The 13,703-nt window shown below is 69.8% G+C and carries 13 protein-coding genes and 1 riboswitch; of the genes, 5 read left to right on the forward strand and 8 right to left on the reverse strand.

Annotated features, from left to right (window positions below):
- The first annotated feature begins 47 nt into the window (after window positions 1-47).
- Window positions 48-218 (forward strand): hypothetical protein, encoded by a 171-nt coding sequence (locus ABII15_RS25640; protein WP_353944641.1) that lies wholly within the window; start codon window positions 48-50, stop codon window positions 216-218.
- Here the strand turns inward: ABII15_RS25640 and ABII15_RS25645 are convergent.
- The 3 genes from ABII15_RS25645 to ABII15_RS25655 are packed head-to-tail and all read right to left on the reverse strand — an operon-like array spanning window position 200 to window position 4,463.
- Window positions 200-1,036: a methyltransferase domain-containing protein gene (locus tag ABII15_RS25645; protein WP_353944642.1), complete on the reverse strand. Its 837-nt coding sequence runs from the start codon at window positions 1,034-1,036 to the stop codon at window positions 200-202. The two genes, ABII15_RS25640 and ABII15_RS25645, sit on opposite strands and share 19 nt — an antisense overlap.
- Window positions 1,037-1,095: 59 nt before the next feature.
- Complete coding sequence (locus ABII15_RS25650; RefSeq protein WP_353944643.1) at window positions 1,096-2,115, reverse strand: ribonucleotide-diphosphate reductase subunit beta; 1,020 nt, start codon at window positions 2,113-2,115, stop codon at window positions 1,096-1,098.
- On the reverse strand, window positions 2,115-4,463 hold the full coding sequence (locus ABII15_RS25655; protein WP_353944644.1) for a ribonucleoside-diphosphate reductase subunit alpha: 2,349 nt from the start codon (window positions 4,461-4,463) through the stop codon (window positions 2,115-2,117). The genes ABII15_RS25650 and ABII15_RS25655 overlap by 1 nt, the downstream gene beginning before the upstream one ends.
- Before the next feature lie 124 nt (window positions 4,464-4,587).
- A riboswitch (cobalamin riboswitch) is annotated at window positions 4,588-4,731 on the reverse strand.
- A gap of 70 nt (window positions 4,732-4,801) precedes the next feature.
- On the opposite strand from ABII15_RS25655, the gene ABII15_RS25660 reads away from it, so the two are divergent.
- Complete coding sequence (locus tag ABII15_RS25660) at window positions 4,802-5,632, forward strand: hypothetical protein (protein WP_353944645.1); 831 nt, start codon at window positions 4,802-4,804, stop codon at window positions 5,630-5,632.
- A 3-nt stretch (window positions 5,633-5,635) separates the two neighbouring features.
- On the opposite strand, the gene ABII15_RS25665 is transcribed toward ABII15_RS25660, so the two are convergent.
- From ABII15_RS25665 to ABII15_RS25685, 5 genes are all read right to left on the reverse strand, one after another.
- The gene (locus ABII15_RS25665; RefSeq protein WP_353944646.1) at window positions 5,636-6,616 is read right to left on the reverse strand and encodes a nucleoside hydrolase; all 981 of its coding nucleotides are present in this window, start codon (window positions 6,614-6,616) and stop codon (window positions 5,636-5,638) included.
- A 103-nt stretch (window positions 6,617-6,719) separates the two neighbouring features.
- Window positions 6,720-8,339, reverse strand: a complete 1,620-nt coding sequence (gene mctP / locus ABII15_RS25670) for a monocarboxylate uptake permease MctP (protein ID WP_353944647.1) — start codon at window positions 8,337-8,339, stop codon at window positions 6,720-6,722.
- Entirely contained in the window at window positions 8,336-8,602 is a 267-nt protein-coding gene (locus ABII15_RS25675) for a DUF3311 domain-containing protein (RefSeq protein ID WP_353944648.1), read from the reverse strand. The genes mctP and ABII15_RS25675 overlap by 4 nt, the downstream gene beginning before the upstream one ends.
- A 119-nt stretch (window positions 8,603-8,721) precedes the next feature.
- Complete coding sequence (locus ABII15_RS25680) at window positions 8,722-8,919, reverse strand: YbdD/YjiX family protein (protein ID WP_353947196.1); 198 nt, start codon at window positions 8,917-8,919, stop codon at window positions 8,722-8,724.
- A gap of 260 nt (window positions 8,920-9,179) precedes the next feature.
- Complete coding sequence (locus ABII15_RS25685; protein ID WP_018535186.1) at window positions 9,180-9,944, reverse strand: GntR family transcriptional regulator; 765 nt, start codon at window positions 9,942-9,944, stop codon at window positions 9,180-9,182.
- Between the two features lie 427 nt (window positions 9,945-10,371).
- Here ABII15_RS25685 and ABII15_RS25690 point away from each other — a divergent pair, with 427 nt between their 5' ends.
- The 3 genes from ABII15_RS25690 to ABII15_RS25700 all read left to right on the forward strand — a co-directional run bounded on the left by ABII15_RS25690 (window position 10,372) and on the right by ABII15_RS25700 (window position 13,697).
- Window positions 10,372-11,652, forward strand: a complete 1,281-nt coding sequence (locus ABII15_RS25690; protein WP_353944649.1) for an extracellular solute-binding protein — start codon at window positions 10,372-10,374, stop codon at window positions 11,650-11,652.
- Window positions 11,653-11,793: 141 nt separating this feature from the next.
- Window positions 11,794-12,786, forward strand: a complete 993-nt coding sequence (locus ABII15_RS25695) for a sugar ABC transporter permease (protein ID WP_353944650.1) — start codon at window positions 11,794-11,796, stop codon at window positions 12,784-12,786.
- A gap of 71 nt (window positions 12,787-12,857) precedes the next feature.
- On the forward strand, window positions 12,858-13,697 hold the full coding sequence (locus ABII15_RS25700; RefSeq protein WP_353947197.1) for a carbohydrate ABC transporter permease: 840 nt from the start codon (window positions 12,858-12,860) through the stop codon (window positions 13,695-13,697).
- The last annotated feature ends 6 nt before the right edge of the window (window positions 13,698-13,703 follow it).

A 13,703-nucleotide genomic window follows, 5' to 3' on the forward strand; every position in this document is an offset into this window, starting at 1 on the left:
CAGTCCTGCCACTGCCGCGGGGGTCGCGGCGGCGCCAGAGTAGAGGCATGAACACAGCGATGAACTACCTGACCGTCCTCTTCGTCTTCCTGCTCCTGGCCGGTCCCTCCCTGTACGGGATCGCCCGCGACCGGCGCATCGACCGCGAGATCCGGGCCGCCCGCGAGGCCCGCGAGACCGAGGAGCGGCGGCGCTCGCGCTACGCGGCCGCCGCCTGATCCGGCCGCCGTCCGAAGGCCAGCAGATGCGAACTCGCCACCGTCAGCTCGGGATGCGGCTCGGCCAGCCGGGCCGCCGCCAGAGCGGACCTGAACAGGTCGGAGTCCGGAGCGGGCCGCCGGCCGGTGGCCCGCTCGACGGCCTTCAGGGCGCCGTCGCCGGGTCCCTCCACGCCGTACACCCGCACATCGGCGAGGCCCGCCGCCCCCAGCTCGTCCGCCAGCTGCCCGGTGTCGTGGAAGTAGGCGTGGGTGAAGTGCTCGCCCTCGTTGCGCCCGGTGGCCACGACCCGTCCGACCCGCTCCGGCAGCCCGTCCCGGTGCAGCCGCCCGTGCCCCATGTGGTCGAAGACCGGCGCGAACCGCTGGATCCCGGCCGCGACCACCGGTCCGCCCGGCTTCACGACCCGCAGCGCCTGCGCCAACGCCCGCTCACGGTCCGACAGTTCGGGCAGGTGGTAGAGCGGGCCGAGGAGCAGCACGACGTCGTAGGAGGAGTCGGCCGCGGTCAGCGCCCGCGCGTCCCCCACCTCGACCGTGTACGCCGCGCTCGCCTCCCGCGCCTGCGCCACGTGCCGCTCGACCGGGTCGACGAGATGCACCCGGTACCCGTCCTCCGCCAGCCACCGCGCGTGCACGCCGGGCCCGCCGCCCACGTCCAGGACGGACGCGGGGGCGGGCGGCAGATGGCGCCGCAGCAGCTCCTGGGTGCGGACGAGTTCGAGAACCCCGCACGCGGAGCCCGCGAGCCGGCTCTGTTCGTCGTAGCCGTCGGAGTAGAACTCCGCTATCTCCCGCGCCAGTTGAGGTGTCGTCATGCACCGAGTCTGCCGACGCGAGGAGAGCGGGTCACATCAGTTTCCCGGCGGGCGCCGGATCAGAAGTCCTCGTCGAAGCCGACCGAACCCTCGACCGCGACCTGGTACGCGGACGGGCGGCGCTCGAAGAAGTTGGTCAGTTCCTGGACGCCCTGCAGCTCCATGAAGGAGAACGGGTTCTCCGAGCCGTAGACCGGCGCGAAGCCGAGGCGCTGGAGGCGCTGGTCGGCGACGCACTCCAGGTACTGGCGCATCGAGTCGGTGTTCATGCCCGGCAGGCCCTCACCGCACAGGTCGCGGCCGAACTGCAGCTCCGCGTCGACCGCCTCCCGCAGCATGTCGGTGACCTGCTGCTCCAGCGCGTCGTCGAAGAGGTCCGGCTCCTCCTTGCGGACGGTGTCGACCACGTCGAAGGCGAACGACATATGCATCGTCTCGTCCCGGAACACCCAGTTGGTGCCGGTGGCCAGGCCGTGCAGCAGGCCCCGGCTGCGGAACCAGTAGACGTACGCGAAGGCACCGTAGAAGAACAGGCCCTCGATGCACGCGGCGAAGCAGATCAGGTTGAGCAGGAAGCGGCGGCGGTCCGCCTTGGACTCCAGGCGGTCCAGCTTCTCCACCGAGTCCATCCACTTGAAGCAGAACTCGGCCTTCTCCCGGATGGACGGGATGTTCTCCACCGCGGCGAACGCCGCCGTCCGGTCCTCCGGGTCGGGGAGGTAGGTGTCGAGCAGCGTCAGATAGAACTGGACGTGCACGGCCTCCTCGAAGAGCTGGCGCGAGAGGTACAGCCGCGCCTCGGGGGAGTTGATGTGCTTGTACAGCGTGAGGACGAGGTTGTTCGCGACGATCGAGTCGCCCGTCGCGAAGAACGCGACGAGACGGCCGATCATGTGCTGCTCGCCGGGGCTGAGCTTCGCGAGGTCGGCGACGTCCGAGTGGAGGTCGACCTCCTCGACGGTCCAGGTGTTCTTGATCGCGTCGCGGTAGCGCTCGTAGAAGTCCGGGTAGCGCATCGGGCGCAGGGTCAGTTCGAAGCCCGGGTCGAGCAGGTTCTTCTCGGGAGTGGTGTCGGTCATTACTGGCAGGCCTCGCAGGACTCGGGGTTTTCCAGGGAGCAGGCGACCGCGTCGGGATCGGCCACCTGTACGGGGACGGTGGCGCGGCCGGCCGCGCGGGCGATGCGCGTCGCGGGGCGCGAGCGCAGGTAGTACGTCGTCTTCAGGCCCGACTTCCAGGCGTACGCGTACATCGAGGAGAGCTTGCCGATGGTCGGCGTCTCCAGGAACAGGTTCAGGGACTGGGCCTGGTCGAGGAAGGCGGTACGGGCGGCCGCCATGTCGATGAGACCGCGCTGCGGGATCTCCCACGCCGTGCGGTACAGCGCGCGGACCTCCTCGGGCACCCAGGTGAAGCCCTGCACCGAGCCGTTGGACTCGCGCAGCGCCTCACGGGTCTGCGCGTCCCACACGCCGAGCGCCTTCAGCTCGTCCACCAGGTACGAGTTGACCTGGAGGAACTCGCCCGACAGCGTCTCGCGCTTGAACAGGTTGGAGACCTGCGGCTCGATGCACTCGTAGACCCCGGCGATCGAGGCGATCGTGGCCGTCGGGGCGATGGCGAGCAGCAGCGAGTTGCGCATGCCCGTCGAGGCGATACGTTCCCGCAGCGCGGCCCAGCGCTCCGGCCAGGTGAACTCGACGCCGTAGTGGTCGGGGTGCAGCACGCCGCGCGCGGTCCGGGTCTTCTCCCACGCGGGGAGCGGGCCGTTGCGCTCGGCGAGGTCCGCCGACGCCTCGTACGCGGCGAGCATGATCCGCTCCTGGAGCCGCGTGGAGAGCGCCTTGGCCTCGGGGGAGTCGAACGGCAGGCGCAGCTTGAAGAAGACGTCCTGGAGGCCCATCGCGCCCAGGCCCACCGGGCGCCAGCGGGCGTTGGAGCGGCCGGCCTGCTCGGTCGGGTAGAAGTTGATGTCGACGACGCGGTCGAGGAACGTGACGGCCGTGCGGACGGTCTCGTCCAGCCGCTCCCAGTCGATGTCGCCGTTCGCCACGAACGAGCCGAGGTTGACCGAGCCCAGGTTGCAGACGGCCGTTTCCCCGTCGTCCGTCACCTCCAGGATCTCCGTGCACAGGTTCGAGGAGTGGACCGTGTGGCCGGGCTCCGCCGTCTGGTTGGCGGTGCGGTTGGCGGCGTCCTTGAAGGTCATCCAGCCGTTGCCGGTCTGCGCGAGAGTGCGCATCATGCGGCCGTACAGGTCGCGCGCGGGGATGGTCTTGAGCGCCTTCCCCTCGGCCTCGGCCTTGCGGTACGCGGCGTCGAAGTCGTCGCCCCACAGGTCGACCAGCTCGGGCACGTCTGCCGGCGAGAACAGCGACCAGGGCCGGTCGGCGTCGACCCGGCGCATGAACTCGTCCGGGATCCAGTGCGCCAGGTTCAGGTTGTGCGTGCGCCGCGCGTCCTCGCCGGTGTTGTCGCGCAGTTCCAGGAACTCCTCGATGTCGGAGTGCCAGGTCTCCAGGTAGACGGCGGCCGCGCCCTTGCGGCGCCCGCCCTGGTTCACGGCGGCGACCGACGCGTCGAGGGTCTTCAGGAACGGCACGATGCCGTTGGAGTGCCCGTTCGTGCCGCGGATCAGCGAGCCGCGCGAGCGGATGCGCGAGTACGACAGGCCGATGCCACCCGCGTGCTTGGAGAGCCGCGCCACCTGGTGGTAGCGGTCGTAGATCGAGTCCAGCTCGTCCAGCGGCGAGTCGAGCAGGTAGCAGCTCGACATCTGCGGGTGGCGGGTGCCGGAGTTGAAGAGCGTGGGGGAGGAGGGCAGGTAGTCGAGGCGGCTCATCAGGCCGTACAGCGCGGCGACCTCGTCGAGCGCGCGCGTCGAGTCGTCCTCGGCGAGACCGGCCGCGACCCGCAGCATGAAGTGCTGGGGCGTCTCGATCACCTTGCGGGTGATCGGGTGGCGCAGCAGGTAGCGGCTGAAGACGGTGCGCAGGCCGAAGTAGCCGAAGCGGTCGTCGGCGGCCCGGTCCACCAGCGCGTCGAGCCGCGCGGCGTGCACGCGGACGAACTCGGCGGTGCGGTCCGCGATCAGGCCCTCGCGGTGACCGACGGCGATCGCCCCGGTGAACGACGTCACGCCCTGCGAGGCGGCCTCGGCGGCGATGGAGAGGGTGAGCAGCCGCGCGGCGAGCCGGGAGTAGACGGGGTCCTCGGAGATCAGCCCGGCCGCGGCCTCGGTGGCCAGTTCGCGCAGCTCGGCCTCGTCGGCCCGCGCGCTGCGACCGCGCAACGCGGCGGCGGCGACCCGGCCGGGATCCGCGGCGGGCAGATCGGCGGTCAGCTCGGTCAGGGTGCGCAGCAACGCGGTACCGGGGGCATCCGCCTCGGCCACGACTGAGGCAGGATCAGCGGGCGCGATGGTCACGGTGGGGCTCTCCCTCGCTCGGCTCGGGGCCCGCGGGGAGACAGTGGCAGGGGCCCGCGCACGGCAGGGCCCGCGTCACCGGCCCATTCCACGAGGCCCGGACGTCGTCGACACCCGGACCGGCCGGCCCGGGTGTGCCGTCGGCAGGTCTTCGGACTCACGTGGGCGCCTCTACGAGGCTTACGTTCACCGTTGCGGGACAGTTCCGGATTTGCACCGGATTCCCCTGCGCTGACAGCGAGAGCGAGCATACATGTTGTGCCGGGTGTTCGCGGCAGCCCCACATCTTGTGTCGGCTAAGGTCTCGCAGTGTGGGCGATCAGGGGGAGAGTGGTGCCATGCGCGGGTGGTGGACGGTGGCCGTGGTGCCGGTCCTGGCGGGCCTTCTGGCCGGGTGCGGCGCCGCGCGGGAGGAGGGTTCCGAGGGGGCCGCGGCGCAGCGGCCCGCGGCCGGCGGGACCGCGTCCGCCACGCCGACGCGCCCGGAACCGGCCCGTCCGGAGGTGGCCCTCCCGACCGGCCCGGCTACCGCGCCCGGGCTCGACGCCACCGCGCCGGCGGGGCGCACCTTCAGCGCCGGGAGGCTGCACGCGACCCTGCTCCCCGAGTCCGCCTTCGGCCGTGGCCTGGAGCGCGGCGAGGTGCACACGATGCCGTTCGAGTCCACCCGCGAGCAGCGGCGCGCCCGGTGGTCGTACTGCCTGGACAGCGGGGCGGACCCGGCGTGGCTCGGCCCGGACGCCTACCGCGGCACGACGGCCTCCGCCAACGCCTCCTGGGTCGACCGCGGGCACGCGCCGCCCCGCGGCCACATCGTCGTCACCCAGTCCCTGGTGTCGCTCAGGCCCGATGCCGCCCGCGCACTGCACCGGGTCGAACAGGACATCCTGCGCCACTGCCCGGAGTTCGCCTCCGACATGGAGGCGGGCACGGCCACCGAGCGCTATCGCGCCGAGCCGCTGGCAGGGCTCGGCGACGAGGCGTACCTGGAGGTCCAGGACATCGACTACGAGGGCGACACCACGACCACGTACACCGCCCACGTCCGCGTCGGCGGCGTCCTCGTCCGGGTGACCAGCGGCGAGGGCGCCGACCGGGACGCGACCGTGGGCTGGGCCGCGCGGCTCGCGCGGGAGGTGGGCGGCGGGCTGTACGGGGTGGGGCCGTGACGCTCAGGCGGCGGTCGGCTGCTTGAGGAGGGTGTTCACGAAGTCATCGGTGAAGTTGCGCGGGCCGGTGCCGAGGGCGACCCGGCCGCGGCGCTCGGTGCGGGCCGCGACCAGCGGGGACTCCTGGTAGTAGGCGCGGGGGTAGTCCGCGTCGTAGGGGATGAACACGGTCTTGCCGCGCGTGAGTTCGGAGCCGCACTCCACCACGACCGTGCCCTCGGCGGCGGTCACGAACGACTCGTCGGCGCACACGCCCACGGCCAGCGGGTCGTGCAGCGGGGAGCCGCCGGTCTCGCGGTACGCGCCGAGGTAGAAGTCCATCAGGCGGGCGGTGAGCGCCATGCCGTCGCCGGCCGCCCGCAGGGTCTCCAGATCGTCGGTGGTGAACCGCCAGCCGTGCGTCGCGTCGAGCCCGACCATCGTGTAAGCGATGCCGGAGGAGACGACGAGGTCGACGGCGTCCGGGTCGGCCCAGGCGTTGAACTCGGCGACCGGGGTGATGTTCCCGGGCACGTCGGCGGCGCCGCCCATGAAGACGAGCTTCTTCACGCGCCGGGCGAAGCCGGGGTCCTCGGTGAGCGCGAGGGCCACATTGGTGAGCGGTCCCGTGGCGCAGACGGTGAGCTCGCCCTCGTACGCGCGTGAGAGCCGCAGCAGCGCCTGCGCGGAGGACTCGGCCTGCTCGGGCGCGGTGGAGTCGGGCAGCGTCTCGGCGCCGAGCCCGGAGGCGCCGTGGAACTCGCCGGCCGCCGAGTAGGGCAGCCGGGTGAGCGGGCGGCCCGCGCCGCGGTGCACGGACACGTCGCCGTCGATGCCGAAGGCGCGGGCGAGGGCGCGGCCGTTGCGGAAGGTCTGCTCGGCGGGCACGTTGCCGCCGACGGTCGTGTACGCCTTCAGGTCCCACAGCCCGGTGCCGAGCAGGTACTGGAGCGCCACGGCGTCGTCGATACCGGGGTCGCTGTCGAGAACGATGGGGGCGGGCACGGTTCCTCCAAGACGGGTGGTGCGGGGCTGTACCGGGTCACCGTAACGGGACGAGCCCCTCCGGACCGGAGGGGCTCGTCAGGTGGACGGTGCGGGAGCGGTGCTAGTGACCGGCCCCGACGGTGGGCATCTCCACCTGCACGCCCTTGTCACCGGCGTCCGCGGTGTAGTCGGCCGGCGCGGTCTCGTCGACGCCCTCCGGCGCCTTCACGGCCCGCAGGACGAAGGTGAGGACCACGGTCACGATCACGTTCAGCACGATCGCCGTCATGCCGATGTAGCCGATCTGGCCGATGCCCGGGATCTCCGCCGAGGAGCCGCCGAAGTGCTTCTGCGTCGGCGACTCCACCCCGAACGCCGCGAGCGTGCCGTACACCATGCCGACCGCCCAGCCGGCGAGCAGCGCCCACCGGTGGAACCAGCGGGTGAACAGGCCGCCGACGAGCGCCGGGAAGGTCTGGAGGATCCAGATGCCGCCCAGGAGCTGGAAGTTGATGGCGACCGTCTTGTCCATGGTGAGGACGAAGGCGAGGGCGCCGACCTTCACGAGCAGCGAGACCAGCTTGGAGACCTTGGTCTCCTGCTGCGGTGTCGCGTCCGGCTTGATGAAGTCCTTGTAGATGTTGCGCGTGAACAGGTTCGCCGCGGCGATCGACATGATGGCCGCCGGGACCAGCGCGCCGATGCCGATCGCGGCGAACGCGACGCCCGCGAACCAGTCGGGGAACATGTCCTCGAAGAGCTGCGGAATCGCCAACTGCCCGTTCTGCACCTTGATCCCGGCCGCGATCGCCATGAACCCGAGCAGCGCGAGCAGGCCCAGCATGAGCGAGTACAGGGGCAGGATCGTGGTGTTGCGGCGGATGACCTCGCGGCTCTTGGACGACAGGGTCGCCGTGATCGAGTGCGGGTACATGAACAGCGCGAGGGCCGAGCCGAGCGCGAGCGTCGCGTACGTCCAGGTCCCGGTCGAGCCGGGCGCGAGCGCCCCGACGGGCTTGTCCGTCGCGGGGTTGATCTGCTCGAACTTCTTGCCGGCCGCCGCGAAGATGTCGTCGAAGCCGCCCAGCTTGATCGGGATGTAGATGATGGCGACCGCGATGACGATGTAGATCAGCGTGTCCTTGACGAACGCGATCAGCGCGGGCGCCCGCAGACCCGAGGAGTAGGTGTACGCGGCGAGCACGCCGAACGCGATCAGCAGCGGCAGGTCCTTGACGAACCAGTTGGTGTTCTCGCCGCCGCCGACGCCCATGACGTCCAGGACGGCCTGGATGCCGACCAGTTGGAGCGCGATGTACGGCATCGTGGCGAGGATGCCGGTGACCGCGACCGCGAGGGACAGGCCCTTCGAGCCGAAGCGCCCGCGCACGAAGTCGGACGTCGTCACGTACCCGTGCTTGTGCGAGACCGACCACAGGCGCGGCAGGAACGTGAAGATCAGCGGGTACACCAGGATCGTGTACGGGACCGCGAAGAAGCCGGAGGCGCCGGCCGCGTAGATCGCCGCGGGCACGGCGACGAAGGTGTACGCGGTGTAGAGGTCGCCGCCGAGCAGGAACCAGGTGATCCAGGTGCCGAACGAGCGTCCGCCCAGGCCCCATTCGTCGAGCGAGTCGGTCTCGGACCTGCGCCAGCGCGCGGCGAGGAAGCCCATGACCGTGACGGCCAGGAAGAAGATGATGAAGACGGTGAGCGCGACACCGTTGACCCCGTTGTTCACGCCTGGCTCCCCGCGGACCGGTCGGACTTCCGGCCGCGCTGGTCACGCTGCCACAGCTTGTACGCGGTCATCGTGAGCGCGGTCGAGATCAGCACCCAGAGCATCTGGTACCAGTAGAAGAACGGGATGCCGATGAACGTCGGGTCGACCTTGGCGTAGGAGCTGACCCAGAGCATCGCCACGAACGGCGCGATCAGACACAGTGCAATGACGACGCGGACCGGCGTGACCACCGGCCCGTTCACTTCAGGCGCATCGGACATGACGCGGCTCCATCCCCTCGCTGGTTCCACTTATCTCATGCTTAACGTGCGGGAAATCTAGGCGAGAGTCTTGCTCCACGGAACCCCCGTCCGCATAACGGACGGGGTACGAAGGGGCCTCAGCAGCAGCGGAACCCCGGCCGCTGATCCGATTCCTGGCGGTCCGTCCGCATCCGCTCGAACTCCCGGCGCGAGGGCGCACAGGTCTCCGGATGCGCGGCCCGCAGGTGCGCCACATGGCGGTCGTACGCCGCCTCGTCCGTCAACTCGCGGACGTACCAGCGCACTTGCCTGCCGACCCGCAGGACTGCCGACACCAGCGTCACGACGCTCCTCCTTCTGTCGCGTCGCGCGCCGGGAGTGCCTCGAAAACGATGGCGAAGTGGTACCTGACGGCGCGCGGGCCGTCCGCTGTCCCCTTCGGCAAGAGTGTCCGAAGGGCGATGGTGCGAGGAGGTGCGGTACGCACGAGGTGGTCCCCTCCCGTCCGTGCGGCGACGGGAGGACCGTAGGGCAGAAGGGCGGACGCGCGCTACGGAGTGAACGCGACCGCGGTGTAAGGGTGTTGAGGGTTCGGTCAGTCCATCGGGCGCTTGAGCCGCGCGACGAACTTGTAGCGGTCGCCGCGGTACACCGAGCGCACCCACTCCACCGGCTGGCCCGAGCCGTCGATCGAGTGGCGGGAGAGCATCAGCATCGGCAGGCCGACGTCCGTGCCGAGCAGGCCCGCCTCGCGCGGCGTGGCGAGCGACGTCTCGATGGTCTCCTCGGCCTCCGCCAGGTGGACGTCGTAGACCTCGGCCAACGCCGTGTACAGGGACGTGTACTTGACGAGGCTGCGGCGCAGCGCGGGGAAGCGCTTGGCCGACAGGTGCGTGGTCTCGATGGCCATCGGCTCGCCGCTCGCCAGGCGCAGCCGCTCGATGCGCAGCACGCGCCCGCCGGCCGTGATGTCGAGCAGGCCCGCGAGGGTGTCGTCCGCGGTGACGTAGCCGATGTCGAGCAGCTGGGAGGTGGGCTCCAGGCCCTGGGCCCTCATGTCCTCGGTGTACGAGGTGAGTTGGAGCGCCTGCGAGACCTTCGGCTTGGCGACGAAGGTGCCCTTGCCCTGGATGCGCTCCAGGCGGCCCTCGACGACCAGCTCCTGGAGGGCCTGGCGGACCGTGGTGCGGGAGGTGTCGAACTCGGCGGCCAGGGTGCGCTCCGGCGGCACCGGGGTGCCCGGCGGCAGCGTCTCGGTCATGTCGAGCAGGTGCTTCTTCAGGCGGTAGTACTTGGGCACGCGCGCGGTACGGACGGGCGCCCCGCTCTCGTTCTCCGCACTGCTGACGTCGGTGCTCATGCTCCGCTGCTCCGCCTTCCCGGCTCCTGTGCCGATGCGACCGACGTCCACGCGCATCGGCCACGGCCCCACGGTTCACATCGTGGCACGGCTCGCTGGGTGGGACCCCTCTTCAGGCCCCGCACGCTCCGTGATCCCTCCTTATACCGGTCGCCGACCGCCTGGTCTAGTCCACATGGCCGATTGGTGGGAGCGTTCCCGGGCAAGTGGTGCGCCGCGGGCTCAACCCCCCTCCCGTGTCGGGTCGGTGTCGTTCCGATAACGGACGCACGGACCTTTCTCAGCCACCCTTGACACGCCTATTGGTCTGGGCCAAGCTCCGCTTACTGGTCTACACCATTAACGACCAGGTCCCAGTCCCACGAGCACTACTCGTCGTATGCGTCGCTGTGGGTGGGGGGTTGCTGGCATCCCTGAGGAGGGTGGCGTGAAGCGCAAGCTGATAGCGGCGATCGGTATCGCGGGCATCATGGTCTCGGTCGCGGCGTGTGGCGACAGTGACAAGAAGTCCGACAACGCGGGGGCGGACGCCAAGGAGCTGACCGTCTGGCTGACGGTCGACGCCCAGAACAACTGGCCGGACCTGGTCAAGGCCGCCGACGCGGCGATCAAGAAGAAGCACCCCGGCATCAAGATCAACCACGAGTACTACGGCTGGCCGGACAAGCCCGCCAAGCTCGACGCCGTCCTCGCCACCGACAAGGTGCCGGACGTGGTCGAGATGGGCAACACCGAGATGCTCAGCTACATGGTCAAGGGCGCGCTCGCCCCGGTCGACCCCGCCAAGTTCGAGAACTCGGACCAGTGGCTGGACGGCCTCAAGGCCTCGGTGACGTACGAGGGCAAGACCTACGGCGTCCCCTACTACGCCGGTGGCCGCGTGGCGACCTGGCGCACGGACATCGCCAAGGCCTCGGGCATCAAGGCCGCCCCGAAGACGTACGACGAGCTCACCGGCGACCTGGACAAGATCCAGAAGAAGCAGGGTGACAAGTTCAACGCCTGGTACCAGCCCACCCGTGACTGGTACGCGGCCATGTCCTTCGTCTACGACGCCGGCGGCTCCATCGCGAAGGAAGAGGGCGGCAAGTGGGTCGCCAACCTCTCCTCGGCCGAGTCCCAGAAGGGCCTCGACGAGTTCAAGAACGTCATCGACAAGTACATGCACGGTGACAAGACCAAGGACGAGTCCGACCGCTACATCGTGTACGGGCAGGGCAAGTCGGACCTGATCTTCGGTGCGGCCTGGGAGGGCGCGACCTCCGCCGACCCGAAGAACGACAAGACCGGCAAGCTCAAGGACAACCTCGAGAACTTCGTGATGCCGGGTCCGTCCGGCAAGGCGATGCCCGTCTTCCTCGGCGGCTCCGACCTCGCCGTCCCGGTGAAGTCCGACGCGCAGGCCGTGGCCGGCGAGTGGATCAACGCCTTCACCGGCGCCAAGGGCCAGGCCGGCCTGATGGCCAAGGGCAACCTGCCCAACAACAAGAAGGACCTGGCCACCATGAAGGCCGACCCGAAGACCGAGGTCCCGGCCACCGCGGCCGAGTCCAACTGGTTCGTCCCGATGGCTCCGGGCTGGGGCGCGGTCGAGAAGGCCCAGGTCCTGCAGACGATGCTGCAGGAGATCGGCACCGGCAAGAAGTCCGTCGCGGACGCCGCGAAGGACGCCGACGCCAAGATCGACAAGGTCATCAACACCAAGTGACCCGACGCGGGGCCCCGTCGGCCGGCAGCCGGCCGACGGGGCCCCGCGGCTCGTACCTCTGTACGCCCCGCGCGCCGGGCGCGTACCCACGGCTTAGCTCGACCTATTGCACGACCTGAGGGACCGCTGAGGAGCGCGCGGATGAGTGCCGCAGACACGACCACTGCCAAGATGCCGCCGCCGCGGCAATCGCCGCCGCCGGGCGGGGGAAGCGGGTCCCCGCAGGGACCACGCAGAAAGCGCACGGGCGGGGCGGCCACCCCGTGGGCGCTGCTCGCCCCCTGTCTGCTGATCCTCGTCCTGGTCCTCGGCTACCCGATGATCCGGCTGGTCACGCTCTCCTTCCAGAAGTTCGGCCAGGCCCAGCTGTGGGGCTTCCAGGACCCCGAGTCGGTCGGCTTCGACAACTTCAGCGCGATCCTCGGTGACAGCCAGTTCTGGCAGGTCGTCGTCCGCACGATCATCTTCGCCGCCGGGTCCGTCATCTTCACGATGGTCGTCGGCATGCTGATCGCGCTGCTCCAGCAGCGCGTCTCGGGCTGGGTGAAGACCCTCATCAACATCGCGCTGGTGGCGAGCTGGGGCATGCCCATCATCGTCGCCACCACCGTCTTCAAGTGGCTCTTCGACTCCGACTACGGCATCTTCAACGCCCTGCTGAGCAAGCTGCCGGGCGTCGACATGGTCGGCCACAACTGGTTCGCCAGCGGCCCCCAGGGCCTCGCCGTCATCATGCTGCTCGTGGTCTGGGGCGCCGTGCCCTTCGTGGTCATCACGCTCAGCGCGGGCCTGACCCAGGTCCCCAAGGAGATGGAGGAGGCCGCGCGCCTCGACGGAGCCGGCGCCTGGGGCGTCTTCCGCTTCGTCACCCTGCCGATCCTCAAGCCGATCATCGTGATGCTCACGACGCTCTCGGTCATCTGGGACATGGGCGTCTTCCCGCAGGTCTTCGTGATGCGCAACGGCCACCCCGAGGACGAGTTCCAGCTGCTCACCACCTACTCCTACGACCGGGCGTTCCAGGTCAACGACTACGCGCAGGGCTCCGCGATCGCCCTGATCACGGTGATCCTGCTGCTCGGCGTCGTCGCCGTCTACATGCGCCAGATGCTCAAGATCGGAGAGGTCGAGTGAGCGCCACCACCGCCCCTGTGAAGCCGGGGAAGCCGGACGGGCCCGGCAAGGCCGGGAAGGCCGCCGCGCCCGTGATCACCGCCGACAGCGGCCGCCGCAAGTCCAAGCTCGGCTGGAACGTCATCGGCCTGCTGGTCTTCCTCGTCGCCGGCTTCCCGGTCTACTGGATGGTCAACACGGCGTTCAAGCCCGCCAAGGACGCCATCGACCCGGACCCGAGCCTCTTCCCGACCGGGTTCACCCTCGACAACTTCAAGCGCGCCCTCGACATCGCGGACTTCTGGGGCCCGGTCGGCCGCAGCCTGATCGTCTCGCTCGTCGTGGTCGTCATCGGCATCATCGTCGGCATGCTCGCGGCGCTCGCCATCTCCCGGTTCGCCTTCCGCGGCCGCAAGATCGTGATCGTCGGCATCCTCGCGGTGCAGATGGTGCCGCTCGTCGCCATGATCATTCCGGTCTTCCTGCTCCTGAACGACCTCGATCAGTACGACAAGCTCTCCGGCCTGATCATCACGTACCTGACGTTCATCCTGCCGTTCACGGTGTGGACCCTGCGCGGCTTCATCGTGAACATCCCCAAGGAGCTGGAGGAGGCGGCCCAGGTCGACGGGTGCACCCGCACCGGCGCCTTCGTCCGCGTCGTCTTCCCGCTGCTCGCCCCCGGCATGGTCGCGACCTCGGTCTACGCCTTCATCCAGGCCTGGAACGAGTACCTGTACGCCCTGATGCTGATGAGCCAGAAGCACATGACGGCCACCGTCTGGCTCGGCAACTTCACCACCAAGCACGGCACGGAGTACGCCCCGATGATGGCCGGATCCACGATGATGGCCGTGCCGATCGTGGTCCTGTTCCTCTTCGTCCAGCGCAAGATGGCCGCGGGTCTCACCGCCGGCGCCGTGAAGGGATAACGCCAC

This window comes from Streptomyces sp. HUAS MG91, assembly GCF_040529335.1.
GTDB classification, from domain to species: domain Bacteria; phylum Actinomycetota; class Actinomycetes; order Streptomycetales; family Streptomycetaceae; genus Streptomyces; species Streptomyces tabacisoli.

Excerpts from the sequence above, each read along its gene's own strand:
- ABII15_RS25640 (WP_353944641.1), top strand. The coding sequence starts at position 48 with ATGAACACAGCGATGAACTACCTGACCGTCCTCTTCGTCTTCCTGCTC.
- ABII15_RS25645 (WP_353944642.1), bottom strand. The coding sequence starts at position 1,036 with ATGACGACACCTCAACTGGCGCGGGAGATAGCGGAGTTCTACTCCGAC.
- ABII15_RS25650 (WP_353944643.1), bottom strand. The coding sequence starts at position 2,115 with ATGACCGACACCACTCCCGAGAAGAACCTGCTCGACCCGGGCTTCGAA.
- ABII15_RS25660 (WP_353944645.1), top strand. The coding sequence starts at position 4,802 with ATGCGCGGGTGGTGGACGGTGGCCGTGGTGCCGGTCCTGGCGGGCCTT.
- ABII15_RS25675 (WP_353944648.1), bottom strand. The coding sequence starts at position 8,602 with ATGTCCGATGCGCCTGAAGTGAACGGGCCGGTGGTCACGCCGGTCCGC.
- ABII15_RS25685 (WP_018535186.1), bottom strand. The coding sequence starts at position 9,944 with ATGAGCACCGACGTCAGCAGTGCGGAGAACGAGAGCGGGGCGCCCGTC.
- ABII15_RS25695 (WP_353944650.1), top strand. The coding sequence starts at position 11,794 with ATGAGTGCCGCAGACACGACCACTGCCAAGATGCCGCCGCCGCGGCAA.